This window comes from Verrucosispora sp. WMMC514 (assembly GCF_027497295.1).
GTDB classification, from domain to species: Bacteria; Actinomycetota; Actinomycetes; order Mycobacteriales; family Micromonosporaceae; genus Micromonospora; species Micromonospora palythoicola.
In genome coordinates this window covers 6,042,352-6,065,604 of sequence record NZ_CP114906.1, presented here as the reverse complement: position 1 = coordinate 6,065,604, position 23,253 = coordinate 6,042,352, and the positions used below count along the sequence as shown (strand labels likewise).

Annotated in this window: 26 protein-coding genes and 1 riboswitch; of the genes, 7 read left to right on the top strand and 19 right to left on the bottom strand. The window is 71.5% G+C overall.

Annotation, left to right across the window (positions count from 1 at the left end; genetic code table 11):
* Window positions 1–44 precede the first annotated feature (44 nt).
* Genes O7597_RS28135 through O7597_RS28125 form a run of 3 tightly spaced genes read left to right on the top strand, consistent with a single transcriptional unit; the run spans window position 45 to window position 2,658 of the window.
* Window positions 45–842: an ABC transporter permease gene (locus O7597_RS28135; RefSeq protein WP_281583333.1), complete on the top strand. Its 798-nt coding sequence runs from the start codon at window positions 45–47 to the stop codon at window positions 840–842.
* Window positions 839–1,840, top strand: coding sequence for an ABC transporter ATP-binding protein (locus O7597_RS28130; RefSeq protein ID WP_281581230.1), 1,002 nt, complete (start codon window positions 839–841; stop codon window positions 1,838–1,840). Before O7597_RS28135 ends, O7597_RS28130 begins: the two co-directional genes overlap by 4 nt.
* Complete coding sequence (locus O7597_RS28125) at window positions 1,837–2,658, top strand: ABC transporter permease (protein ID WP_269741714.1); 822 nt, start codon at window positions 1,837–1,839, stop codon at window positions 2,656–2,658. The genes O7597_RS28130 and O7597_RS28125 overlap by 4 nt, the downstream gene beginning before the upstream one ends.
* Before the next feature lie 20 nt (window positions 2,659–2,678).
* Here O7597_RS28125 and O7597_RS28120 read toward each other — a convergent pair whose 3' ends face one another.
* Entirely contained in the window at window positions 2,679–3,458 is a 780-nt protein-coding gene (locus O7597_RS28120; protein ID WP_281581229.1) for an endonuclease/exonuclease/phosphatase family protein, read from the bottom strand.
* A 177-nt stretch (window positions 3,459–3,635) separates the two neighbouring features.
* Between O7597_RS28120 and O7597_RS28115 the strand changes: the two genes are divergently transcribed.
* Window positions 3,636–4,415: a TSUP family transporter gene (locus O7597_RS28115; RefSeq protein ID WP_269741712.1), complete on the top strand. Its 780-nt coding sequence runs from the start codon at window positions 3,636–3,638 to the stop codon at window positions 4,413–4,415.
* A gap of 33 nt (window positions 4,416–4,448) precedes the next feature.
* Window positions 4,449–5,285 (top strand): GNAT family N-acetyltransferase, encoded by an 837-nt coding sequence (locus O7597_RS28110; protein WP_281581228.1) that lies wholly within the window; start codon window positions 4,449–4,451, stop codon window positions 5,283–5,285.
* Here the strand turns inward: O7597_RS28110 and def are convergent.
* The gene (def, locus tag O7597_RS28105; protein WP_269741710.1) at window positions 5,238–5,744 is read right to left on the bottom strand and encodes a peptide deformylase; all 507 of its coding nucleotides are present in this window, start codon (window positions 5,742–5,744) and stop codon (window positions 5,238–5,240) included. The two genes, O7597_RS28110 and def, sit on opposite strands and share 48 nt — an antisense overlap.
* Window positions 5,745–5,787: 43 nt before the next feature.
* A complete protein-coding gene (locus O7597_RS28100; RefSeq protein WP_281583332.1) occupies window positions 5,788–6,999 on the bottom strand; it encodes a chorismate-binding protein in 1,212 nt (403 codons plus the stop codon).
* 96 nt (window positions 7,000–7,095) lie between these two features.
* On the opposite strand from O7597_RS28100, the gene O7597_RS28095 reads away from it, so the two are divergent.
* The gene (locus O7597_RS28095; protein WP_093402410.1) at window positions 7,096–7,296 is read left to right on the top strand and encodes a DUF5999 family protein; all 201 of its coding nucleotides are present in this window, start codon (window positions 7,096–7,098) and stop codon (window positions 7,294–7,296) included.
* Window positions 7,297–7,395: 99 nt separating this feature from the next.
* Here O7597_RS28095 and gcvP read toward each other — a convergent pair whose 3' ends face one another.
* The 16 genes from gcvP to O7597_RS28015 form a co-directional block, all read right to left on the bottom strand.
* A complete protein-coding gene (gene gcvP, locus O7597_RS28090) occupies window positions 7,396–10,218 on the bottom strand; it encodes an aminomethyl-transferring glycine dehydrogenase (RefSeq protein ID WP_281581227.1) in 2,823 nt (940 codons plus the stop codon).
* A gap of 75 nt (window positions 10,219–10,293) precedes the next feature.
* Window positions 10,294–10,392: riboswitch (glycine riboswitch) on the bottom strand.
* Between the two features lie 65 nt (window positions 10,393–10,457).
* The gene (locus O7597_RS28085) at window positions 10,458–11,327 is read right to left on the bottom strand and encodes an NAD-dependent protein deacetylase (RefSeq protein ID WP_281583331.1); all 870 of its coding nucleotides are present in this window, start codon (window positions 11,325–11,327) and stop codon (window positions 10,458–10,460) included.
* Window positions 11,328–11,426: 99 nt separating this feature from the next.
* Window positions 11,427–12,149 carry a DivIVA domain-containing protein gene (locus tag O7597_RS28080; protein ID WP_269741707.1) on the bottom strand — a complete coding sequence of 241 codons (723 nt, stop codon included), beginning with the start codon at window positions 12,147–12,149 and terminating at the stop codon, window positions 11,427–11,429.
* Window positions 12,146–13,324 (bottom strand): globin domain-containing protein, encoded by a 1,179-nt coding sequence (locus tag O7597_RS28075; RefSeq protein WP_281581226.1) that lies wholly within the window; start codon window positions 13,322–13,324, stop codon window positions 12,146–12,148. The genes O7597_RS28080 and O7597_RS28075 overlap by 4 nt, the downstream gene beginning before the upstream one ends.
* A gap of 2 nt (window positions 13,325–13,326) precedes the next feature.
* Window positions 13,327–13,725 (bottom strand): group 1 truncated hemoglobin, encoded by a 399-nt coding sequence (locus O7597_RS28070; RefSeq protein ID WP_281581225.1) that lies wholly within the window; start codon window positions 13,723–13,725, stop codon window positions 13,327–13,329.
* A gap of 302 nt (window positions 13,726–14,027) precedes the next feature.
* Window positions 14,028–14,624, bottom strand: a complete 597-nt coding sequence (locus tag O7597_RS28065; protein ID WP_164449894.1) for a MerR family transcriptional regulator — start codon at window positions 14,622–14,624, stop codon at window positions 14,028–14,030.
* A gap of 199 nt (window positions 14,625–14,823) precedes the next feature.
* Window positions 14,824–15,288: a bifunctional nuclease family protein gene (locus O7597_RS28060; protein ID WP_269741704.1), complete on the bottom strand. Its 465-nt coding sequence runs from the start codon at window positions 15,286–15,288 to the stop codon at window positions 14,824–14,826.
* A 173-nt stretch (window positions 15,289–15,461) separates the two neighbouring features.
* Window positions 15,462–16,163 carry a MerR family transcriptional regulator gene (locus tag O7597_RS28055; protein WP_269741703.1) on the bottom strand — a complete coding sequence of 234 codons (702 nt, stop codon included), beginning with the start codon at window positions 16,161–16,163 and terminating at the stop codon, window positions 15,462–15,464.
* 50 nt (window positions 16,164–16,213) lie between these two features.
* On the bottom strand, window positions 16,214–16,666 hold the full coding sequence (locus O7597_RS28050; protein ID WP_093402417.1) for an FHA domain-containing protein: 453 nt from the start codon (window positions 16,664–16,666) through the stop codon (window positions 16,214–16,216).
* 219 nt (window positions 16,667–16,885) lie between these two features.
* Entirely contained in the window at window positions 16,886–17,266 is a 381-nt protein-coding gene (gene gcvH, locus O7597_RS28045) for a glycine cleavage system protein GcvH (protein WP_164449897.1), read from the bottom strand.
* Window positions 17,267–17,321: 55 nt separating this feature from the next.
* The gene (locus O7597_RS28040; RefSeq protein ID WP_281581224.1) at window positions 17,322–18,248 is read right to left on the bottom strand and encodes a DUF881 domain-containing protein; all 927 of its coding nucleotides are present in this window, start codon (window positions 18,246–18,248) and stop codon (window positions 17,322–17,324) included.
* A 9-nt stretch (window positions 18,249–18,257) separates the two neighbouring features.
* Complete coding sequence (locus O7597_RS28035; protein WP_093402419.1) at window positions 18,258–18,590, bottom strand: small basic family protein; 333 nt, start codon at window positions 18,588–18,590, stop codon at window positions 18,258–18,260.
* Entirely contained in the window at window positions 18,587–19,507 is a 921-nt protein-coding gene (locus O7597_RS28030; protein ID WP_269741701.1) for a DUF881 domain-containing protein, read from the bottom strand. Before O7597_RS28030 ends, O7597_RS28035 begins: the two co-directional genes overlap by 4 nt.
* Before the next feature lie 61 nt (window positions 19,508–19,568).
* Entirely contained in the window at window positions 19,569–20,138 is a 570-nt protein-coding gene (locus O7597_RS28025) for a CDP-alcohol phosphatidyltransferase family protein (RefSeq protein WP_281583330.1), read from the bottom strand.
* Window positions 20,139–20,462: 324 nt separating this feature from the next.
* Window positions 20,463–20,912, bottom strand: coding sequence for a MarR family transcriptional regulator (locus tag O7597_RS28020; protein ID WP_281581223.1), 450 nt, complete (start codon window positions 20,910–20,912; stop codon window positions 20,463–20,465).
* Between the two features lie 53 nt (window positions 20,913–20,965).
* The gene (locus O7597_RS28015; RefSeq protein ID WP_281581222.1) at window positions 20,966–22,144 is read right to left on the bottom strand and encodes a PP2C family protein-serine/threonine phosphatase; all 1,179 of its coding nucleotides are present in this window, start codon (window positions 22,142–22,144) and stop codon (window positions 20,966–20,968) included.
* A gap of 164 nt (window positions 22,145–22,308) precedes the next feature.
* Here O7597_RS28015 and O7597_RS28010 point away from each other — a divergent pair, with 164 nt between their 5' ends.
* The gene (locus O7597_RS28010; protein ID WP_281581221.1) at window positions 22,309–23,190 is read left to right on the top strand and encodes a universal stress protein; all 882 of its coding nucleotides are present in this window, start codon (window positions 22,309–22,311) and stop codon (window positions 23,188–23,190) included.
* The last annotated feature ends 63 nt before the right edge of the window (window positions 23,191–23,253 follow it).

The window sequence follows — 23,253 nt, the reverse complement described above, 5'->3', positions numbered from 1 at the left end:
AAGTTCCCTTTGGGAACTCACCGGGAGGTGTGGCGGTGTCGGTCATGGGGGCCACCTTCGTGCGCAACTGGCGGATCACTCTGCGCGCCTACCCGTGGACCTACTTCGTCGGCACGCTGGCGACCGGGGTGCTGACCATCGGGGTGTCGATGCTGGCGTACCGGGCCATCGGGGGAGGTCGGGTCGGGGCGAGTTTCACCGCCGCCACCGGAAGTGCCGACTATCTCGGTTACGTCACCATCGGCGCCGCCGCGCTGACCTTCACCACCCGGATGGTGCTGTGGGTGGCCAAGGCGCAGATCACGGAGTACCGCGAGGGCACCCTGGAGAGCCAGTTGCTCACCCCGGCGCGGCGTCTGCCGTACCTGTTGGGGGTGACGGCGCAGGCGTTGAGCACCACCGCGGTGGAGATAACCGTGCTGGTCGCCGTGGCCGGCGTGCTGGGGGTGCGGCTGAGTGTGCCCGAGCCGCTGACGTTGCTGGCCGCGACGGTGGCGGCGACCGTGGCGGTGGTCGGCATGTCGGTGCCGTTGAGCGCGCTGATGCTGGCCGCCAGTGAAGCGCACATCACCCAGAACACGCTGTTCACCGCGATGGCGCTGCTGTGCGGGTTCACCTTCCCCACCAGCTACCTGCCGCAGGCGGCACGCTGGCTCGGTGAGGTGCTGCCGGTGACCTGGGCGCTGCGGGTGCTGCGGGCGGCCACCCTGCCCGGTGCCGACGTCGACCCCTGGCCCGCCTTCGCGGTCTGTCTCCTGCTGGGCGGGGCGTACCTGCTGGTGGGGTTGTCCATTCTCGCGCCCGCCGAACGGCGGGCGCTGCATCGGAGCGCGCGCGCATGAGCACTGGCATTGTCACCACCGACCTGCGCAAGACCTTTCCCGTCCGCCGTCGGCGGGGCTGGCGTCGCCGGCCGGCCGTCGCGCCGGTGGCGGCGGTCGACGGGCTGTCGCTGCGAATCCCACCCGGTCAGGTGACCGGCCTGTTGGGTCTCAACGGTGCCGGCAAGACCACCACCATCCGGATCCTGTCCACCCTGCTGCGGCCGACCGCGGGCACGGTGCGCGTGGACGGGTTGGACGTGGTCGCGCACGCTCGTGAGGTTCGCCGGCGGATCAACGTGATCTCCGGTGGTGAGCGGATGGTGTACGACCGGCTGACCGCCCGGGAGAATCTGTGGTACTTCGGCCAGCTGTACGACGTGCCGCGCGCCCGGTTGCGGGTCCGGATCGGGGAGCTGCTCGATCTGGTGGGGCTGACCGAGGCGGCGCACGTGCCGGTGGAGCGGTATTCGCGGGGCATGCGTCAGCGGCTGGTCATCGCCCGGGGTCTGATCAACGACCCGGCGTACCTGCTGCTGGACGAACCGACGTTGGGTCTGGACGCGCCGATCGCCCACCAGTTGCGGGCGTTGATCGCCCAGCTGGCCGCCGACGGGGTCGGGGTGCTGCTGACTTCGCACTACCTGGCCGAGGTGGAGCAGCTGTGCCGGCACGTGTACCTCATCGCCCGGGGGTCGCTGGTGGCCCAGGGCAGTCCGGCGCAGTTGGCGGGCCAGACGGTTCGCCGGCACACCGTGCGGCTGGTGCTCACCGAGGACGATCCGGCGGTCACGGCTGCGCTGCGTGAGCTGGCCGCCCGGCACGACGCGGAGCTGAGCGTCGACGTGGACCAGGAGGGCCGGCCCCGGTTCGCGTTGCGTCACCCGGAGGATCTGGTGGGGGCGGTGGTCACGGCGGTGGTGCGGCGGGGCGGGGCGATCGCCGGGCTGACCGTCACCCCACCGACGCTGGAGGACGCGATCCTCACCCTGGCCGGCCCGGCGGTGGTGGCGCGGTGAGCCATGCTCTGCGGGTCGTCGCGGCCGAGGCGCTCAAGCAGCACCGGCGGCTGTTCGGGCAGCCGTTGGTGTTGTTCTCCATGCTGCTGTGGCCACTGCTGACCCTGGCGGCCACGTACTACACGGTGCTGCCGGTGATGGAGTCCGCGGCGGCGCCGCAGCGGTGGCCGGTGGCCGCGGAGCCGCGCCGGTTGCTGGCGTTTCTCGCCGCTGGCGCGTTGGCGTACACGTTCTTCTTCTCGCTGGTCCAGTCGGCGTGGCACTTCTCGTTCGAGCGGGTCAGCGGCACCTTGGAGGCGTTGTTCCTCTCCCCCGCCAGCCGGATGGCGTTGGTGATCGGTAACGGTGCCGCGGCGCTGACGCAGAATGCCTGGTTGTTCGGCTGTTTCGCGGTGGCCGCGGCGGCCGCCGCCGACGTGTTGGACGTCGCCCATCCGGGGATGTACGTGGTGGCGGCGGTGGCGTTGTTGGTGCCCGCGGTGGCGTGGGGCGCGTTCCTGAACAGTTTGTTGATCTTTTCTCGGGACTCGGCGTTCCTGTACACGCTGCTGGACGATCCGCTGTGGTTCGTCGCCGGGGTGCGCCTGCCGTTGTTCGCGCTGCCGGTGTGGATCAAAGCGGTGGGCCTGGCGTTTCCGCTGACCAGCAGCCTGGTGGTGCTGCGGGGGGCGTTGTTGGATCGCGCGGACCTCGGTGACCTGGCGGTCCCGGTGGGGTGGTTGGCGTTGCTGACCGTCGCCCTGTTCGTCGGGGCTGCGATGCTGCTGCGCCTGGGCGAGGCACGGGTCCAGCGCACCGGCGATCTCCAAGTGTTCTGACGCGGGTGGCTTCCCGGGTGCTAGCCGAGGTCGACGACCAGGGGCCGGTGGTCGGAGATGGTCGACAGCGGGGTGCGCACGGCCGCGACCGGGGGTAGCTGGTCGAAGCCGTGCCGGTCGGCGAGGATGTGGTCGAGCTGGACGCGGGGTTGTGCGGCCGGGTAGGTGGGTCGGCGGCCCAGCAGGTGCCAGCCGGAGACGGCGCGGGTGGCCCAGGCGGGCAGGTTCAGGTCGCCGAGCAGGATGCGGGGGGCGGGCAGGGCGCGCAGGGCGCGGATGACCTGGCGGAGTTGGCGGACGTTCCAGCCGGCGACGAAGGACAGGTGGGTGGCGGCGACGGTGAGCGGGCCGTGTGGGGTGTCCAGTACGGCGGCGAGCACGACGCGGGGTTCGTCGCGGAGCAGGATGAGGCCGCCGCCCGGGCCGGGCACGTAGACCGGGGAGCGTACCGGGGCGGGGTGCAGTCGGGTGACCCGCCAGATGGTGACCGGGTGGCGGGAGATCAGGCCGACGCCGTAGCAGGGTTCGCCGTGGCCGTCGTCGTCGTGGGTCAGGGGGCGGAACGCCTCGCCGGGGGTGCCGACGACGGCGGCGGCGAAGCGGTGCTCGGGTGCGCCGACGGCCTGGGCGGCGATGGCGGTGAGGTCGAGGTGGCCGCTGCGGGACTGGTCGCGGTCGACCTCCTGCAGGGCCAGAACGTCGGCGTCGAGGGCGGCGACGGCGGCGGTCAGCCGGGCCGGGTCGACCAGGCCGTCGGCGAGGGACCGTCCGTGCAGCAGGTTGAACGTGGCCAGGCGCACGCTGTCACCTTAGCGACGGCGTGGGACAGTTGCCCGATGCTGCGGGCGTTGTGCTGTTCGGTGCTGGTGTTTGTCGCGGTCGGTGGGGTGGGGATCTGGGTGCGGCGTCGTCGGGGCCGGTGAGGCTGGCCACAGCCGGCGGTGTGGTGGGGCCGGCAGTGGGAAGAATGGCGGCTCGTGGAGGTGGACCCGGCGACCGTGGTGACGCTGCTGACCGCCGCTGCCCTGGCGGGCTGGGTGGACGCCGTGGTGGGTGGTGGTGGGCTGCTGCTGTTGCCGGCGTTGCTGGTGGCGGCTCCGGGGCTGCCACCGGCGACGGCGTTGGGGACGAACAAGTTGGCGGCGATCGCCGGCACGTCGACGGCGGCGGTGACGTACGCCCGCCGTACGAAGATCGACTGGGTGGTGGCGGGGCCGGCGGCGGCGCTGGCGGTGGTGTGTGCCGGCCTGGGCGCGGCGTTGGCCGGGGCGGTGCCGCCGTCGGCGTACCGGCCGGTGGTGCTCGTGGTGCTGGTGTCGGTGGCGCTGTTCGTGGTGCTGCGTCCCGCGCTGGGAGTGCTGGCGGTGCCGCAGCGGCGGACCCGGGCGCGGGTGGTGGTGGCGGTCCTGGTGGCCGGGGTGGGCATCGCCGCCTACGACGGGTTGATCGGTCCGGGTACGGGCACGTTTCTGGTGCTGGCGTTCACCGCGCTGGTGGGTGCGGATTTCGTGCACGGTTCGGCGATGGCGAAGGTGGTCAACGCGGGTACGAACGCCGGTGCCCTGGCGGTGTTCGCGGTCACCGGGCATGTGTGGTGGCTGATGGGCGCGGCGATGGCGGTGTGCAACATCGCGGGGGCGTCGGTGGGCGCCCGGATGGCGTTGCGGCGTGGTTCCGGCTTCGTGCGGGTGGTGCTGCTGGTGGTGGTGCTGGCGTTGGTGGCGCGGTTGGGTTACGACCAGTGGGTGGCCGGGTGACAGTGCCGACGCGGTGCGTGTGATCATCGGCGGGTGGTGGTGCGTGCGGAACACGACCGGGCCGTCCTGGCGGGTCTGCTGAGCCGGGATCCGGTGTTGCACGCCTACCAGTTGGGCGATCTGGACGACTTCTTCTGGCCGTACACGTCGTGGTTCCGGCGTGGCGATTCGGTGGTGCTGCTGTATCACGGAGCGGTGCCGCCGACGCTGCTGGCGTTCGCGCGGCCGGCGCAGGTCGGTGCGGTGGCGGCGTTGCTGGGTGAGGTGGCGCCGGTGCTGCCGGCGCGGTTGTCCGCGCACCTGTCCCCCGGCCTGGAGTCGGCGTTGGGCGGCACGTTCCGGGTCACCGCGGCGGGGCCGCATCGGAAGATGGCGTTGACCGACCGGGCGCGGCTGGCGGCGGTCACGCCGGCCGGTGAGGTGCTGGGTCGGGCGGACCTGCCCCGGCTGCACGAGTTGTACGCGGCGGCCTACCCGGGAAACTGGTTCGACCCGCGGATGGTGGACACCGGCCGGTACGTGGGCGTTCGTGACGGTGAGCTGCTGGTGGCGGTGGCGGGCGTGCATGTCGTCTCCGCGGCGCACCGGGTGGCGGCGGTGGGTAACGTGACGACCCGGCCCGGCTGGCGGGGTCGGGGGCTGGCGGGGGCGGTGGTGGCTCGCCTGTGTGGGCTGTTGGCCGCCGAGGTCGACCATGTGACGTTGAACGTGGCGGCCGACAATCCGGTGGCGGTGCGGTTGTACGAGCGGTTGGGGTTCACCCGGGTGGCCGACTACGGCGAGTTCACGCTCGTGGCGCGCAACGGGTCGCGGATGGCTGGTTCAGCCGCGGCGGGAGGAGTCGAAGCGGCCGGCGCGGATCTCGCGTAGGGCGCGGCGGCGGGTTTCGCCGCGCAGGGTGTCGACGTAGAGGCGGCCGGCGAGGTGGTCGGCCTCGTGTTGCAGGGCCCGGGCGAGGAAGCCGCTGCCGGCGATGGTGAGGGGTTCGCCGTGCTGGTCGTAGCCGTGGGCGGTGGCGTGCAGCGCGCGGGGGGTCGGGAAGTACAGCCCGGGGATGGACAGGCAGCCCTCGTCGTCGTCCTGGAGTTCGTCGGACAGCTCCAGCGTCGGGTTGACCATGTGGCCGCGGTGGCCGTCGGCGTTGTAGACGAAGACCTGGACGTTGACGCCGATCTGGGGTGCGGCGACGCCGGCGCGGCCGGGCGCGCCGAGCAGGGTGTCCATCAGGTCGGTGACCAGCGTACGTAGTTCGGTGTCGAAGCTGGTGACCGGTTCGCTGGGGGTGCGCAGCACCGGGTCGCCGATGATTCGGATGTCCCGCATCGTCATGTCGGCAAGGTTATCGGGCGGTGGCGGCCGGTGCGGGTCGGGTTCACCTCAGGGCGGCGCGTACCGGCGCGGTCTTGGCGGCGGCTTCGGCGACCTCGGCGGCCGGGTCGCTGTCCCAGGTGATGCCGCCGCCTGCCCAGACGTGCACGGCGGTGCCGTCGACGGCGGCGGTGCGGATGGTCAGGCCGAGGTCGATGTGGTCGGCCCCGATCCAGCCGAGGGCGCCCATGGCGGCGCCGCGGCCGACGGGTTCGAGGGCGGCGATGTGGTCGAGGGCGGCGAGTTTCGGTGCGCCGGTGACCGAGCCGCCGGGGCAGACGGCGCGCAGCAGGTCGGCCAGGCCGAGTCCGTCGGCGACCTCGGCGCGGACGGTGGATTCGGCCTGCCACAGGTCGCACCAGCGGCGTACGGCGAACAGCTCGTCGACGCGGACGCTGCCGGTGCGGGCGATGCGGGCCAGGTCGTTGCGTTCCAGGTCGACGATCATGATGTGTTCGGCGCGTTCCTTGGCGGAGGTGAGCAGGTCGGCCCGGCCGGCGGTGGTGGCCGCCCGGGTGCCTTTGATGGGTCGGGTGGTGAGGGTGCCGGCGCGGACCTCGACCAGGGTTTCCGGGCTGGCGCAGCCGATGGCCCAGCCGGGGCCGGTGAGGACGCCGCCGTAGCGGGCTCCGGGCAGCCGGCCGAGGCGGGCCAGGGCGGGGACCGGGTCGCCGGTGTAGGGGGCGCTGGCGTGCCCGACGAGGTTGACCTGGTAGACCTCGCCGCGGCCGATGGCCTCGCGGATCGCGGTGACCGCCTCGGCGTGCTGGCGTTCGCTCCAGCTCTCGGTCCAGGCGCCGCGCCACCACTGCGCCGGCGGGTCGGGACGCGTCGGCGCCGCCTCGGTGTGGCCGTAGACGACGACGGCCACCTCGGGCAGGCCGGTGGGGTTGGGTGCGCCGGGTGCGCCGCCGGCCAGCAGGGCTCCGGCGGCGGCGGAGACGTAGAGGGCGGCCCCGCAGACACCGTGCCGGTGGTGCTGGCGTGCCGGGCGGGCCAGGTCGTGCAGGTGCAGGCCGTGCTCGGCGAGGAACTGTTCGGCGTACCCGGCCGGGTCGCCGCCGTCGGCGGGGTGCCACTGCCAGCGGGCCCGTTCGACGAGCCGGCCGCGGCAGGACGCGGGAACCGCGGGCGGATCGACAGCCATCCGTGGGAGCGCTTCCACGACGTCTGGGCGGTTCATGCTCATCCGTTCAGCGGATTTCCCGCGCACCACGCGGACATCCGGTCGATGCGGCACGCTTCCGCTTGGTACTGTGCGTCACTGGTCATGTGAACCATGACACAGTGCCCCCACAGTCCGGAGAACCCGATGTGCCAGCACCAACCCACCTGTCCCTCCGCCGAAGCCACCGACCGGGAAGCCGCCAGGGTCATCGCCTGCTTCCGTGAACAGGGCTGGAGCCTGCTCTGCAACGGAGTCATCGTCTTCGAGGACACCGGCGAGCTGCTGCCCGACGGCAGCAGCATCGCACCGCACCGAGGCCCCGCCCGACACGCCCTCGCCGCCTGAGGCGCCGTAACGGTCCGTCACGACGTCTTTCCCGCGCCGACCCAGGCTAGTCCCCCGGTCAGGGACCGCCACGACCAGGTCGGCGCGGCACCGGACCGGTCAACTCTCGTAGGCCTGCGGTGACGGGCACGAGCAGACCAGGTTCCGGTCGCCGTACCCGCCGTCGACCCGACGCACCGGCGGCCAGTACTTCCCTACCCGGTCCATCCCGGCCGGCCACGCACCCACCGACCTCGGGTACGGGTGCGGCCAGTCGTCGCCGCCGACCATCGCCGCCGTGTGCGGCGCGTTCGCGAGGGGGTTGTCCCCGGCCGGCCACTCACCCGAACCCACCTTGTCGATCTCCGCCCGGATGGCGATCATCGCGTCGCAGAACCGGTCCAGCTCGGCCAGGTCCTCGCTCTCGGTCGGCTCCACCATCAACGTCCCCGCCACCGGGAACGACATCGTCGGCGCGTGGAACCCGTAGTCGATGAGCCGCTTGGCCACATCGTCGACGCTCACCCCGGTCGCCTTCGTTACTGGCCGCAGATCCAGGATGCACTCGTGCGCGACCAGGCCCTTGTTGCCCGCGTACAGCACCGGGAAATGCTCCCGCAGCCGCGCCGCCACGTAGTTGGCCGCCAGCACCGCCACCCCGGTCGCCCGGGCCAGACCGTCGGCGCCCATCATCCGCAGGTACGCCCACGGGATCGGCAGGATCCCCGCCGACCCGTAGCGGGCCGCCGCGATCGCCGGCCGCCCGTCCACCGGCGCACCGGCCGGGTCACCCGGCAGGAACGGCGCCAGATGCGCCCGCACCGCCACCGGACCCACCCCCGGCCCACCGCCGCCGTGCGGAATGCAGAACGTCTTGTGCAGGTTCAGGTGCGACACGTCCGCCCCGAACCGGCCCGGCCGGGCGAACCCGACAAGCGCGTTGAGGTTCGCCCCGTCGACGTACACCTGCCCACCGGCGTCGTGCACCTTCGCGCACAACTGCGCGATACCCGTCTCGTACACCCCGTGCGTCGACGGGTACGTCACCATGATCGCCGCGAGGGTGTCCCGATGCGCGTCGATCTTCGCGTCCAGGTCCACCAGGTCGACGTTGCCGTCGGCGTCGCAGCCGACCACCACCACCCGCATCCCCGCCATCACCGCGCTGGCCGCGTTGGTGCCGTGCGCCGACGACGGGATCAGACACACGTCGCGGTGCCGCTCACCCCGGCTGCGATGCCACGCGCGGATCGCCAGCAGCCCCGCCAACTCGCCCTGCGAACCGGCGTTGGGCTGCACACTCACCGCGTCGTAGCCGGTCACCTCCGCCAGCCAGCTCTCCAACTGGCCGATCAGTTCCCGGTAGCCGGCGGTCTGCTCCGCCGGCGCCAACGGGTGGATGTCCGCGAACTCGGCCCAGCTCACCGGCTCCATCTCGGTGGTCGCGTTCAGCTTCATCGTGCACGACCCCAACGGGATCATGCCCCGGTCCAGGGCGTAGTCGAAGTCGGCCAGTCGACGCAGGTACCGCAGCATCGACGTCTCCGACCGGTGGGTGCGGAACACCGGATGGGTCAGGAAGTCGGTGGTGCGGGCCAGGGCCGCCGGCAACCCCTCGGGCACCTCCCCGTCGACGCCGTCGACACCGAAGGCCGCCCACACCACGGCCACCTGCTCGACCGTCGTGGTCTCGTCGCAGGAGACACCGACCCGGTCGGTGTCGACCAGCCGCAGGTTCACCCCACGCCGCCGCGCCTCGGCGACCACCTGCGCCGCCCGACCCGGCACCCGCGCGGTCACCGTGTCGAAGAACGCCACCTCGGCGACCTCGACGCCACCGGCACGCAGTCCGGCGGCCAGCCGGGCCGCCATCCGGTGGGTACGGGCCGCGATCTCCCGCAACCCGTCCGGACCGTGGTAGACGGCGTACATGCCGGCCATCACCGCCAACAGCACCTGCGCGGTGCAGATGTTGCTTGTCGCCTTCTCCCGCCGGATGTGCTGCTCACGGGTCTGCAACGCCAACCGGTACGCCGCCGCGCCGGCCGCGTCCCGGGACACCCCGACCAGCCGGCCCGGCAGCATCCGCTCCAGACCGGCCCGCACCGCCAGGTAGCCGGCGTGCGGCCCACCGAAGCCCATCGGCACCCCGAACCGCTGCGTGGTGCCCGCGGCGATGTCCGCGCCGATCTCCCCCGGCGACCGCAGCACCGTCAACGCCAACAGGTCCGCCGCGACCGTCACCAGCGCACCCGCCGCGTGCGCGGCCTGCACCAGCGGGGCGTGGTCGCGCACCGCACCGGACGCCCCCGGGTACTGCAGGTGCAGACCGAAGAACTCCGCCGGCAACGGCTCGACGTCCAGGTCCAGCACCCGCACCTCGATACCGAGCGGCTCCGCCCGCCCGGCGAGCACCGCGACGGTCTGCGGCAGCGCGTCGGCGTCGACCACGTACACCCGGCTGCCGGCCTTCGACGCCCGCCGCGCCAGGGTCATCGCCTCCGCCGCCGCGGTGCCCTCGTCGAGCATCGACGCGTTCGCCGTCGCCAGGCCCGTCAGATCCGACACCATGGTCTGGAAGTTCAGCAACGCCTCCAACCGACCCTGGCTGATCTCCGGCTGATACGGCGTGTACGCCGTGTACCAGGCCGGATTCTCCAACACGTTGCGGCGGATCACCGCCGGGGTGTGGGTGCCGTGATACCCCAACCCGATCATGGACACGGCGACCGTGTTACGGGCCGCCAGGGCCCGCAACTCCGCCAAGGCGTCCGGTTCGCTGGCCGGCGGCGGCAGGTCCAGCCGGCCGTGCCAGCGGATCACCTCGGGAATCGCCGCGTCCATCAACTCGTCGATCGAGGCGTACCCGACGGTGTCCAACATGCGGCGCTCGTCGTCGGGACCGGGACCGATGTGACGGTCGGCGAACTGCTCGGCGGTCATGGGCGCTCCTGCACGGGCGGGGGTCGACAGGTCGGCCCTCCCCCTCTGTCACACCCGCGGGCGCTCCACAGTGCCTGACCCGACGTGGTCCTTCTGCCTGAGAGGTTCCGGGGAGGATTTGCCCCTTCGGCGCCGCCCCGGTGATCGCCAGGCGGTCTCTCCCACGTCGGTGCTACCGGCGCGATCAACGCTACCAGCGTGCCGGACGGCCCGCACCGAACCCCCTGACCTGCCCCCGCTCACCCGCCGACCGGACTCGGCACCGCCGGCACCGCCGACGGTGCGGCACCGAGCAGCCGGTCGGCCACCGCCGGCAACACCCGCCCCAACGGCGCCGGAACCCGCAGGCACGCGTACCCGTCACCACGGGTCGGCCCCTGGTTCACGATCACCACCGGCACGTTCCGCTTCGCCGCCCGTACCACGAACCGGCGCCCCGACATCACCGTCAACGACGACCCCAGCACCAGCAGCAGCCGAGCCTGCTCCACCAACGCGAAACACGCCTGCACCCGCGCCGCCGGCACCGTCTCACCGAAGAACACCACGTCCGGCTTGAGCAGCCCACCACAGGCCACGCAGTCGACCGTACGGAACGCCGCCACCTGCGCGTCAGCGAGATCCACGTCACCGTCCGGGTTGACCTCGACGGCGTGGGCGACGAACCCGGGATTGGCCGCCCGCAGCCGCCCGTCCACCTCCGCCCGCGACGTACGACGCCGGCACCCCAGACAGACCACCTCGTCGAGCCGCCCGTGCAACTCCGTCACGTCACGGCTACCGGCCGCGCCGTGCAACCCGTCGACGTTCTGCGTGATGATCCCCGTCACCAACCCACCCCGCTGCAGGCGGGCCACCGCCCGGTGCCCGTCGTTGGGCTCGGCCCCGGCGATCAACCGCCACCCCAGGTGACTGCGCGCCCAGTACCGCCGACGCGCCACCGCGTCGGTCAGAAACGTCTGGTACGTCATCGGCGTGTGCCGGCGCGCGACACCACTGGGCCCCCGATAGTCGGGAATGCCCGACTCGGTGGACAACCCGGCGCCGCTGAGCACCACCACCCCACCGGCGGCCACCAGACCCGCCAACGGCTCGATCAGCTCCTGCACCCACCCATCGTGCCCCAGCACCACCGTCAGCGACGAACACCACCGGCGGCGGCGGTGAACCGCCACCGGTGGCACCCCGGCGAGCCGGGCGGTCTCGGGTCAGCGCTGCTGGTGCCGAGGCAACGACCGGGCCGCCGCCGCACCGGCCGCCGCCGGCTGCGCGCCGATGCGCTCCATGGTCCGGGACAACTGCTCACTGCCGTCGTCCAGATGCCGCGCCGCCGCCTGCATGTGCGAGATCATCATCTCGCCGTAGATCCGCAGTGCCTCCCGCGCGGCCACCCCGTCGTCGAACGTCGGCCCCGCCGCCACGTGGTAGTCCTGCACCACCCGCTCCGCCTCCTGACGGGCCTCCTCCACCGCCGCCCGCACATAGCTCTCGTACTGGGTACGGGCATACTCGGCGACCCGCCGCGCGTAGTCGTGCGCCTGCGCGATGATCTGCTCGGCCTCCCGCTGCGCCGCCGAGAGCAGATTCACCTCCTTGGCCGCCGGCACCTTCGACGCCGGCTCCGAACTCGGAATCACCCCGTGACGATGCAACTCCACATGGTCGTTGAGCCGCTCGTTCTCCGCCCGCAGGTTCGCCACCTGCGTCGACAGCAGATCCAACTCATCGGCCACCTGCACCCGGAACCGGTCCACGTCGTTCTGGTCGTACCCACGCCGCCCGAACGACGACGACCCGAACTCCCACCGGCGCACCCGGTCGGCGGTCATCCGCACCTGCGCACCAGTGGCGACCTGCCCACCGTCGTACCGGCCGACCGGGACCCCACTCACCGCACCGGCCCGCCACTCGCGGCCACGAGGCTCACTCACCGGGCACCTCCGGAATCGTCAGAGACAGCGGGGCCTCCCACCGCCGTCCGCCACGAGGGGCCGTACCAGTGCCTACCCAGACCCTCGTGATGCACCTGCCCGGCATGGAAGCCGGACCGGGTCAGAATCGCCACCGTGTGCGACACCATGTCGTCGGAACCACACACGTACACATGCCGGGACCGCCAGTCACCGTCGGCCAGCGCCCGGTCCACCGGATACACGAACTCCCCCGGCCGGTTCAGGTCCAACCCGACCACCTGCGTCACCGACAACCACGGATACGAGGCGGTCAACTTCTCCAACGCGTCACCGTCGTAGAACTCACTGCGTGACCGTGCCCCCACGTACACGTCGACCCGACGCCGGGACCCCTCCGCGGCCACCTGCTCCACCAACGCCTTCAACGGCGCCCAACCGGTACCACCGGCCAACAGCAGCAGATCTGCCGAACCGGCCGCCCGCAACGTCAACCCGTCACCCACCGGAGCGGCCAGATGCACCTGGTCACCCACGGCACACCCGTACACCAGCCGCGACGACACCGCACCGCCCGGCGCGGCCCGCACATGCAACTCCACAGTGCCGTCCGCACGTGGCGCGTTCGCCGGCGAGTAGTACCGCCACGACCGCACCGCCGGATGCGACACCCCGATCGACTGACCAGCGGTGAACGGCAACAGATACTGCGGACGCAACGTCAGCACCGCCACGTCGAACGCCCGCCGCTCGTGCCCCACCACCTCCGCGGCCCACCACGGTGGACTCGTCGCCTCAGCGGCCTGCGCCGCCTCGGTCATCACCTGCGCCACCAGCCCGTACGCCGCCGCCCAGTCCTGCGCCAACTCGTCGGTCCACTGGTCGGCGAGGAAATGCCGCAGCGTCGCCAGCAACGCCTCACCCACCGCCGGGTAATGCTCCGCCCGCACCGCGAACTTACGGTGGTCGACGCCCAGATCCTGCAGGAAACCCACCAACCGGTCCACCTGGTCCACCTGGGACACGATGTGCCCGAGCGCGGTCACCAGCCGATCCCGCTGCCCCGCCATGTTCGTCGGGAACATCTGCCGGGTCTCCGGATACGCCAGGAACAGCGTCGAATAGAAGTAGAGCGGCACCTGGTCACCGTGCGCGGCGACCAGCGACCAGCTCTGCTTGAGCCGGGGCACGTCCACGCTCAGGCGCCCGCCTGGTCCCCGCCGGCCACCACCTGGTCCTGCACCTGCGCCAGCACCGCCTGCACGTCGGCGATGATGTCACCCGGCACACCCAGCTGCGTCAACGTCGCCGTCAGATGCTCACCCACCATGACGTAGTGCGCCACCGGGATGTTCAACGGCCGGTGCGCCGACGCCAGGTCCCGGCCGGTGTACTCGTTCGGACCACCGAGCACCACCGCCAGCATCAACGCCAGGTGCCGACGCTGCCCCGCCATGTCCACCTCGGCGAAGTAGCCGGCAAGCTCCGGATCGGCGAGCACCCGGTCGTAGAACAACTCGACAGCGGCCTTCACCGCCGCCGCCCCACCGATGCGCTCGTAATGCGAGACCGGAGCGGTCTCTTCGGTAACCGTCACGGTTGTTTCCTTCCGTCGTGAGGGGACGCGCGGTGTCAGCGCACGCGACGACAACCCGCCGACGTCTGCACCACCCCACGGCGGCGTCAGCCGGCAGACCGTGTCGGACGATAGCGTGCCCCGCCCGCCCCGTCACCGGCGACCCATCGGATTCCCGACAACAACCAGACACGAAGAGTCACAAAACTCACTCCGGGTCGTCACCCGAGCCACCCGGCGCTGTCACCGAGAGTGCACAACCTGGACCGACGGAACAGCGTCACCAGCGGCAGCGCGACCGCGGGACACCACAGTGGACCAACTCAACCCGCCCGCCGCCGGGCCCGCCGCGCGGCCAACTCGTCGCCCACCGCGCCACCCTCGGCGACCTCAGCCGGACCCGGCTCCACCGACACCGCCGCCGGCTCCGCCGGCAGATGCGACAACGAACCCTGGATCTCCTTGAACGCGCCACCGATCGCGATGCCGAACACCCCCTGGCCGCCCTGCAACAGGTCGACCACCTCCTCCGGCGAACGACACTCGTACACCGTCGTCCCATCGGAGATCAACGTGATGCCGGCCAGATCCGCCACGCCCCGCGACCGCAACGCCTCGATCGCCTTACGGATGTTCTGCAGCGACACCCCGGCGTCCAGCAGCCGCTTCACCACCTTCAACACCACCAGGTCGCGAAATGAGTACAACCGCTGCGTGCCGGAACCCGAGGCGTCCCGCACACTCGGCACCACCAGAGCCGTACGCGCCCAGTAATCCAACTGGCGGTAACTGATCCCCACCGCGTGGCAGGCCGTCACACCCCGGTACCCCACCGCACCGTCACCGTCAGTTGCCGACCCGGGCATCCCACCCGGCTCACCCGACACCGCACCCTGATCGGAATCCCGCGGCTCGTACATCCGGACAACCTCCCCGTCAGTGCGGTGCCACGCCGCTTCCGGAACGCGCACCCCTCGACACGGCAACCCTATAGCGACCGCCAGGAGTTACCACGGAGAAACCGTCGCGACACGCCGCGCATCGACAGCGATGACCATCACCATAACCGACAGTCACCGCCCACACGGCCTTCCCACCGACACCGGCAGGGCCGAACTCTCAGCCGGCGAAATCCTCCGGACGCACCTGATCCAGGAACTCCCGGAACTTCTCCACCTCGTCCTCCTGCTCGTCGGGAATCACGATCCCCGCCTCGCTGAGGACCTGCTCGGCACAACGAATCGGCGCACCCACCCGCAACGCCAACGCGATCGAATCACTCGGCCGAGCCGAGACCCGCACCCCATCACCGATCAACAGATCAGCGAAGAACACGTTCTCCTTCAACTCGGTGATCTCCACCGCCCGCAACGGCGCCTTCAACGCCGCCAACACATCCCGCAGAAGATCATGGGTCAACGGGCGCGCCGGCTTGACACCCTGCTGCTCGTAAGCGATCGCCGTCGCCTCGACCGCGCCGATCCAGATCGGCAGATAGCGGTCCCCCTCGACCTCCCTGAGCAGGACGATCGGCTGGTTGCTGGGCAACTCAACCCGAACCCCGACCACGCTCAGCTCGCGCACCGCCGCCTCCGTGTCGTTGTCACCTACGCCGCACCGCGCCCTTCCCTGCACGGTACACGGACCGCGACACGGCCGTCGCATGCGCTGCACGCACCCACGCCCGCGCCAGAAGAGGGGTTACCCCCGCAAGCCTACGCCACTCACGAACCGGCTGATCAGCACGCACACGCACCTCACCGCCCCAACGTCGAGCGCAACCCCACCCGCACCAACGCCGCATGCAACTGCTGCGACAACGCCACCAACTCCCGCGCCGTCTCCGCCGCCCGCGCCCGCGCCGCCGGATCACTCTGCCGCACCAACGGCGCCACCAACTGCGCGAACAAACCGACCTCACGATCGGCCGCCGTCCGATAACCCCGCAGATGCCGCGGCTGGAACCCGTACGCGGCCAGACCCGCCACCGCCCGCGCAATGATCAACGCATCGCCGTCGTACCACCCCGGCGGATCCGACACCACCAGCCCGAGCCGCTCCAACTCACCCAACGTCGACTCGTCCAGCCCACTACGCGCCACCAACTCGGCACGATCCAACCGGACCTGCGCCGACTCGACCGCCGACGCCGCGCCACGACCCGGCACCGCACCGTCAGGCCCCACCGCCACCAACGCCGGACGCGAACCCTCCGGCACCTCACCATCGGTGTCCCAGCGCGCCAACTGCTCACGGATCACCCGCAACGGCAGATACTGATCCCGCTGCGCGGTCAGCACGAACCGCAACCGCGCCACATCGTCCCAGCCGTACTTCCGGTAACCCGCCGCCGTACGCTGCGGCTCCACCAGGCCCTCAGCCTCAAGAAACCGCAACTTCGAAATCGTCACGTCCGGAAAATCCGCCCGCAACTGGGCCAGCACCTCGCCGATACTCATCAACGGCGGGGCGCCACCCACCCCGGACGGCCTGGAGGCCGCAGGCTCGTTCACCCCCGGCCGGCCTCACCCTCCGGGCGCGGACCGGCGATGAACACCACCCGGAACTTGCCGATCTGCACCTCGTCACCGTTGCTCAAGGTCGCCGCCTCGACCCGCTCCCGGTTCACGTACGTGCCGTTCAAACTGCCCACGTCCCGCACCGTGAACGTCCCACCATCCCGGTGGAACTCCGCGTGCCGACGCGACACCGTCACGTCGTCGAGAAAGATGTCACTGTCCGGATGCCGCCCACTGGTCGTCACGTCATGATCCAACAGGAACCGGGCACCCGCGTTCGGCCCCCGCCGGACCACCAGCAGTGCCATCCCCGGCGGCAGCGAACCGGACATCCGGCTCGGCACCACATCGGTGTCCGGCCCCTCCAGCGCTTCCTCGAGCGAACCGAGATTGAGCGTCGACGTGACGTCGAGCGGGGGGAACTCGTCGCCTGGGCGAGTCATGGGGACCACCTCACGGAATCTGTTTCGGTCGGCGTCGGGAGACGGCGGGTCTGGCCGCCGGGCTCTCATCCACCCGGCGGCTGGCTCTCCGTGCCCCGAAAGGCTGTCCGCGACGCTCAACTAATGGGTTCTCGGTCGACTGGGCGAGCCTAGCCAGCGCCGAAAAACAGGGCAACCGGACGCGCGGCAGACACCGCCCCGCCCGCACAGCAAGAAAGCTCAGCTCTCCGTCAACTCGCGATACGCGTCCGCACTCAACAACGCGTCCACCGCCGCCGGATCCGACACCGCGATCTCCACCAACCAGCCCGCGCCGTACGGATCACTGTTGATCACCTCGGGCGTGTCGACCAACGCCTCGTTGCGCGCCGACACCGTCCCAGCCACCGGGGCGTACAGCTCCGACACACTCTTGGTCGACTCGATCTCACCCAACGACTCACCGGCCGCCACCGCCGCCCCCGCCTCCGGCAACTGCACATACACGATGTCGCCAAGAGCATCCTGCGCGAAATGGGTGATGCCCACCCGAACGGCCCCACCGTCCGCGGCAGCCACCCACTCGTGCTCGGCGGTGTAACGCAGATCCTCAGGAATCACCAGCAGCGTCCTCATCCATCGCGACACCGGACCAACCGGTGCCGCCCGCCGACCTTCAGGAGACCGGACGGGCATGTTCCATCGGGCGGGGATCGTGCAGTGCCGAGACCTCGGCAACCTCACGCTCCTCAACGATCACGTTACCGCCGTCACCGGCCACCGACGCGACCACCCCACCAGGAATGTTGAGCGCCGTACGCATCGTCGCCGGGTCACCCAGCACCGTGATCGTGAACGGCCCCGTCAACGGACGCCCGTCCACGATCAACGACCCGCCCTCCCCGTTCAGGAAATACGTCGACGCCACGATCCGCACCGTCGCCCGGTCACCACCGGAGATCTGCATCGCCTCCGCACCGGCGCCCCGCAGCTCCTGCACCGCGTCCAACACCCGCACCGCCGAGATCGGCTTCGTCCCCGCCTGGAACCGCACCGTCAGACCCGGACCCCGCGCCGGCAACGTACCCGCCAGAATGCCCAACTCGTCCGCCCGCCGGGTCGCCTCCTCCAACGCGGCCTGACGCCCCTGTTCACCCGAACGCAACTGCCGCTGGCTGTCCTCCAACGCGGCGATGTCCTGCCGCAACCGGATCTCCCGCGCCTCCAGGTCGTACAGGATCCGGACCAGATCCTCCTGCCGCGCCGCCGCCAACGACGAATCCGTCGTCGTCATCTTCAGCTGCACCGCCAGGGTGAACCCCAGCAGCCCCAGCAACACCACGATCATCACCGCGGCGGAACTCAACCGCCGCCACGGCGGCACCGCCGCAGCCGGCTCGGCGGGCGCCGCCGAGACCGACCCGTCCGGCGCGGCCGACGGCTCCTCGTCCTCCGCCGGGTGACCCTGCGGCGACAACGGACTCAACTCGTCCGGATCCGGCGCCTCCGGACGCGGATCCGGCTCTCCCGCCGGGCCGTCCGGCCGCGCCGGCTCCGCCGGCTGCGGCCACCCCGTACCCGTCTGCGTGTGCTCGTCATTCACGCCACAAACCTACGCCCGGAACAGGTGCCGACGGATCGCCGCCACGTTGCCGAAGATTCGAACCCCCAACACGACCACCACACCGGTGGACAACTGACCGCCCACCCCCAACTGGTCACCCAGATACACGATCAGCGCGGCCACCAGCACGTTCGAGATGAACGACACCACGAACTGCTTGTCGTCGAAGATGCGGTCAAGCTTCGCCCGAACCCCACCGAACACCGCGTCCAACGCGGCCACCACCGCGATCGGCAGGTACGGCTGCAACGCCGCCGGCACCGTGGGATCAAGCCACAGCCCGAGCAGCACACCGGCCAACAGGGCCAGCACCGCGATCATCGACCACCTCCGGAGGGACTGGGGGACGTACCCGAGCCGGACGACTCGTCTGCGCCCGACGACGACACGCTCGGACTCACCGCGGGCTCCGCGTAGCGTAGCCGTGGCTCCGGAGCAGCGGGCAGCGTGAGGTCGTCGGCGTCGCGCACCGCGAAGGAGACCCCCGTCACCTTCGCCACCTGGCGCATCGTCAACGCGCTCCCGCTGGCCTCGTACCGCTCACGCATGCCGTCCGGCCCGATCGCACTCACCTCGTACGGCCCGGTCACCGGACGGAAGTCGACAAGGATCGCCTGACCCGCGGAACGGATCGTCGACGTCGACGTCAACCGTTGCCCGTTGATCGCGATCGCCTCGGCACCGGCCCCCCACAGGTCGTTCGCCACGCTCTGCAGATCAAGGTAGATCACCTGCGCCGGACCGGCGTCGGTGCCGCTGAGCGCGTCCTGACCAGCCGGCGCGTCCGCCAACTCCACCACCACACCGTCACCGCGCACCCGCCCCAGGCCGGTGCTCGCCTCCAGCTCCCGCAACCGGGCCGCGTGGGAACCACCCAACGCGGCCTCCCGCTGCCGGTTGACCTCCTCGCGCAGTTCCTCGGCCCGCGTCGACAGCGCGTCGGTCTCACCCTGCCGCTGCTTGATCTGCGCCACCAGGCCCGAGCGGGCCTGCGCACGACCCGGCTCCTCGGCCACCGTCTGCCGGTAGGCCACCGCGAACAGGAACCCGAGCAGCACGACCACCACCAGGCCGATCGGCCCCACCGACCAGCCCGACCGGGCCGGCCGGCCGGTCTTCGCCCGTCGGGCCGCCGCGTCGGCGTAGCCCGGATCCAAGGGATTACGGAACAACTCGGTGAGAAAGTCCGGGGTGAAGCCCCTCGGCCCACGCCGGCTCTGACCGGGATCGTCGCTCATGACGGCCCTCCCCCGTGCGGCAGCAGGGCGCTGAGTCGATGGACCGCTCGCCGCCGCGCGCTCATGCGACCGTTTCCTGCCGCTCGCGTACCGCCCGCACCAACTGCCGGGCCTGGATCACGTACAACACACCGGCGATCCAGTAGAGCACCAGACCCCACCACGCCAACGCCCAGCCGATCGCGCCGACGGTCGCCGCGGCCGCCGGAACCACCGCGGCCAGCAGCAGGATCGGAAAGGCGGCCAGCAACAGGAAGGTGGCCGTCTTACCGACGTAGTGCACCGGCGGCGGCCCGTAGCCGTGTCGCCGCAGCACGCCGAGCGAGCCCAGCAGCAGCAGCTCCCGCGCCAGCAGTGCGGCGGTGAACTGCCACGGCACCACCTCACGGGCGGTGAACGCGATGAGGGTGGCGAGGATGTAGAGCCGGTCGGCGAGCGGGTCGAGCAGTTCGCCGAGCCGGCTGACCTGTCCCAGCCGCCGGGCGATCCAGCCGTCCACCCAGTCGCTGGTGCCGCCGACGGCCAGCACCACGATCGCGGCGACGTCGGCGCGAGCCACCAGGAACAGGAAGAGGAACAGGGGCACACCCAGCAGGCGGACGAAGCTGATCAGGTTCGGCCAGGTGAGCACCCGGTCGTCGGATGTCCGGCCATCGCCGCCGCGGGCCTGCGGTCGCTCCGCCCGACCCGACACCGAACCTCCTCCGCGACGCGCTCGGGCACCGCGGCCCTGGTCCGCCGCGCGGCGTCGTACGCGTATCCAGCCGGCTGCTGCCGGCGCCCCCTGTGATTCCTGCCCCGGCCGTCCATCGTCGATGATCACCGGCCGGTCGGATGCGCTGCCACTATAGCGGGCTGTCGTGATGCTTCCGCTGCCCAGAGGTGGCGGGTCGGTCGTCGATCGATGCTGGTGTGACTGGCGTCACTGCGCGTAAAACGTCCTAGGATACTAGGGTCAGGTACTACGGGTGGCCGCGCGCTGCGCAGTCGCCGCCCGCCCGAAGGCCACAAGCGCCCAGAGCAGCTCCTGCCGTCCCCGGACCGGCATCCGTTCGAGGACGGCCCGTACCGCCTCGTGCCGGCGTGAGCGCACCTCCGCCAGCAGCGCCTCGGCGGCGGCGGTCGGGGCAAGGCGCACCTCCCGACGATCCCGCGGGTCGACCGTACGGCGCACCAGCCCGATCGCCTCCAGCCGGTCACAGAGCCGGCTGGCCGAGGAGGGCACCACGTCCAGCAGCTCGGCCAGCCCGTTGACATTCGTCTCCGGACGGACGCTGAGCAGGGACAGCACCCGTAGCTGGGTCGGCGACACCGCGAGCCGGTGCCGGTGCACGGCCGAGTCGAGCACGCCCACCAGCGCCTCGGCGGCCGTGTCCATCGCCGCGCTGAGATCCGGTCGCTCCACCCGATGTCCCCTGCGATCGTTCCGCTGTCCACACCGACCCGCCCCACGGTAGGTCAACCCAGATCCCGGCCGGCCGAGCCACGCCAGTCCAGACAGACGACAACCGCGTCGTCCCGCAGATCGGCGTCCGCGTGGAAGCTCTGCAACTCGCGCATCACCGTACCAACCGCCTCGGTCGGCGGCTGTAACCGTGTGGCCCGCATCGCCCGGGCCATCGCCCGCTCGCCGTACGTCTCCCGGCCGCTCGGATCCGCCGCCCACACCCCGTCGGAGACGACGAACAACCGGTCCCCCGGGTCGAGGTCGAACTCCTGGAGGTCGTACCGGGTCTCGCCGAACATGCCCAGCGGTAGCTGCTGTTCCAGGGCGACCCGGGACACCGCACCGCCCCGCACCCGCACCAGATGCGGCGAGCCGGCGTCCACCGCCCGCACCCGGCCGCTGGCACAGTCCAGTTCGAGCAGCAGCGTGGCCACGTGCCGATCGCCCCGATGCTGGTAGTAGACCGTGTCGGAGGCCAGCTCGGCCTGTTCCACCAGGCCGCCACCGGAGCGGCGGGCGTTGCGCATCGCGTTCACCGTCACCGCCGTCAACAGCGCGGCGGCGAGGCCGATACCGTCGCCGTTGAGCACCGTGACGGTGAGCCGCCCCTCGTCCAGGGACCAGTCGAAGTGGTCACCACCCACCGTGTACGCCGGTTCGAGCTGACCCGCCAGGTGGAAGGAGTCGTGGCTGACGCTGCGCCCTGGCAGCAGTTCCCACTGCAGCTCCGCCGCCATGCTCAGCCGCTCCCGCCGCCGGACCCGCCGGTAGCGGTCGGTCTCCCGGTCGGCCGCCCGCAGCGACATGGCCAGATCCCCGGCCATGTCGACCGCCGCGCGCACCACCGTCTCCGTCGGTTCGCCGGTCAGCTCGACCATGAGCACGCCGAGCCGCTCGCCCCACACCGTCAGCGGCAGGTGGATGCGGCACCGCCCGTCCTCACCGGACTGCCGGACCGGCTGCTGGCTGCTGAAGCAGCGCCGCACCGTACCCTGGACGTCCGAGCCGGCCGCGCCGCCCGGGCGCGAGTCGAGCACCGGCCACAACCCGCTGATCCGGTAGTCGGCGAGGTAGACGGCGGTGCCCGACGCACCGAGCGCCGACCGGATGGCCAGGTCGGCGGCTTCGACCACGCGGTCGGGCGGGGCCTCACGCAGGGCGCGGGAAATCCCTGTGGGGGCATCCGCCATGACCATCCTCCGAAAATACTTGCTCTGGGGCAAGCATCATACGGAGATGGATCCACGCATGGTCACCCGGCCGACCGCCTCGGCGGTATCGCCCCGCCGGCCGCCGGGAGACGGCGATACTGACCGGGACCGGTCCCGATGACGACCGAGCACGGGAGGCGACGGTGACCCCGGACAGCGGTGCGGCGGTGGTGGTCGGCGTGGACGGCTCCGAGTCCGCCCGCGCCGCGCTCCGACTTGCCGCCACGGCGGCTGCCCACCGCGGCCGACCGCTGCGGGTAGTGCACGCCTTCATCTGGCCGACGCTGCACTCCCCCGTCCGTCCGGCCACGCAGGGCGCCCCCGACGGCGGGCTGCGAGCGCGCGCGGAGCAACTGGTCGCCACCGCCGTCGACGAGGCCGAGGCGACCGCTCCCGGGCTCCGGGTCACCGGCGAGCTCGTCGACGGTGAGGCCACGGCCGTGCTGCTCGCCGAGGCGTCCACCGCGACGATGGTGGTGGTCGGTGACCGCGGCGGCGGTGGGTTCGCGGCGCTGGTGCTCGGCTCGGTCGCGGTGAAGCTGGCCGCGTACGCCGACTGTCCGGTGCTGGTGGCGCGCGGCACCTCGCGCGCCGACGGTGCCGTGGTGGTCGGGGTGGACGGGTCGGAACTGTCCCGCCGGGCCGTGGAGTTCGCCGTCCAGGAGGCCGCGCTGCGCGATGCCGCGGTGCTCGCGCTGCACGCCTACCGGCATCCGGTGTCCACCGGTCCGGGTGACATGCAGCCGCTGGTGTACGACGAGTCCGAGTTACGGGCCGACGAGGACCGCGCGGTGGCCGAGTCCATCGCCGGGCTGACCGAGCGGTACCCCGAGGTGCAGATCACCCGCAGCTCGGTGCGGGGTCGCGCCGCACGGGTGCTCACCGACGCCTCCCGCCAGGCGCAACTGATGGTGGTCGGTGGACAGGGGCGGGGTGAGGTGACCGGACTGCTGCTGGGTTCGGTGAGCCAGTCACTGCTGCACCACAGTCACTGTCCGGTCGCGGTGGTACGCCCGCCCCGATGACCGGCCGGCACGGTTGACGGCGGTTCAGGCGGGTAGACGGGCCGCGTCCGCCACCGGCGGCGA

Excerpts from the sequence above, each read along its gene's own strand:
- O7597_RS28135 (WP_281583333.1), top strand. The coding sequence starts at position 45 with ATGGGGGCCACCTTCGTGCGCAACTGGCGGATCACTCTGCGCGCCTAC.
- O7597_RS28130 (WP_281581230.1), top strand. The coding sequence starts at position 839 with ATGAGCACTGGCATTGTCACCACCGACCTGCGCAAGACCTTTCCCGTC.
- def (WP_269741710.1), bottom strand. The coding sequence starts at position 5,744 with ATGACGATGCGGGACATCCGAATCATCGGCGACCCGGTGCTGCGCACC.
- O7597_RS28095 (WP_093402410.1), top strand. The coding sequence starts at position 7,096 with ATGTGCCAGCACCAACCCACCTGTCCCTCCGCCGAAGCCACCGACCGG.
- gcvP (WP_281581227.1), bottom strand. The coding sequence starts at position 10,218 with ATGACCGCCGAGCAGTTCGCCGACCGTCACATCGGTCCCGGTCCCGAC.
- O7597_RS28065 (WP_164449894.1), bottom strand. The coding sequence starts at position 14,624 with ATGTACGAGCCGCGGGATTCCGATCAGGGTGCGGTGTCGGGTGAGCCG.
- O7597_RS28055 (WP_269741703.1), bottom strand. The coding sequence starts at position 16,163 with ATGAGTATCGGCGAGGTGCTGGCCCAGTTGCGGGCGGATTTTCCGGAC.
- O7597_RS28050 (WP_093402417.1), bottom strand. The coding sequence starts at position 16,666 with ATGACTCGCCCAGGCGACGAGTTCCCCCCGCTCGACGTCACGTCGACG.
- O7597_RS28035 (WP_093402419.1), bottom strand. The coding sequence starts at position 18,590 with ATGATCGCGGTGCTGGCCCTGTTGGCCGGTGTGCTGCTCGGGCTGTGG.
- O7597_RS28030 (WP_269741701.1), bottom strand. The coding sequence starts at position 19,507 with ATGAGCGACGATCCCGGTCAGAGCCGGCGTGGGCCGAGGGGCTTCACC.
- O7597_RS28015 (WP_281581222.1), bottom strand. The coding sequence starts at position 22,144 with ATGGCGGATGCCCCCACAGGGATTTCCCGCGCCCTGCGTGAGGCCCCG.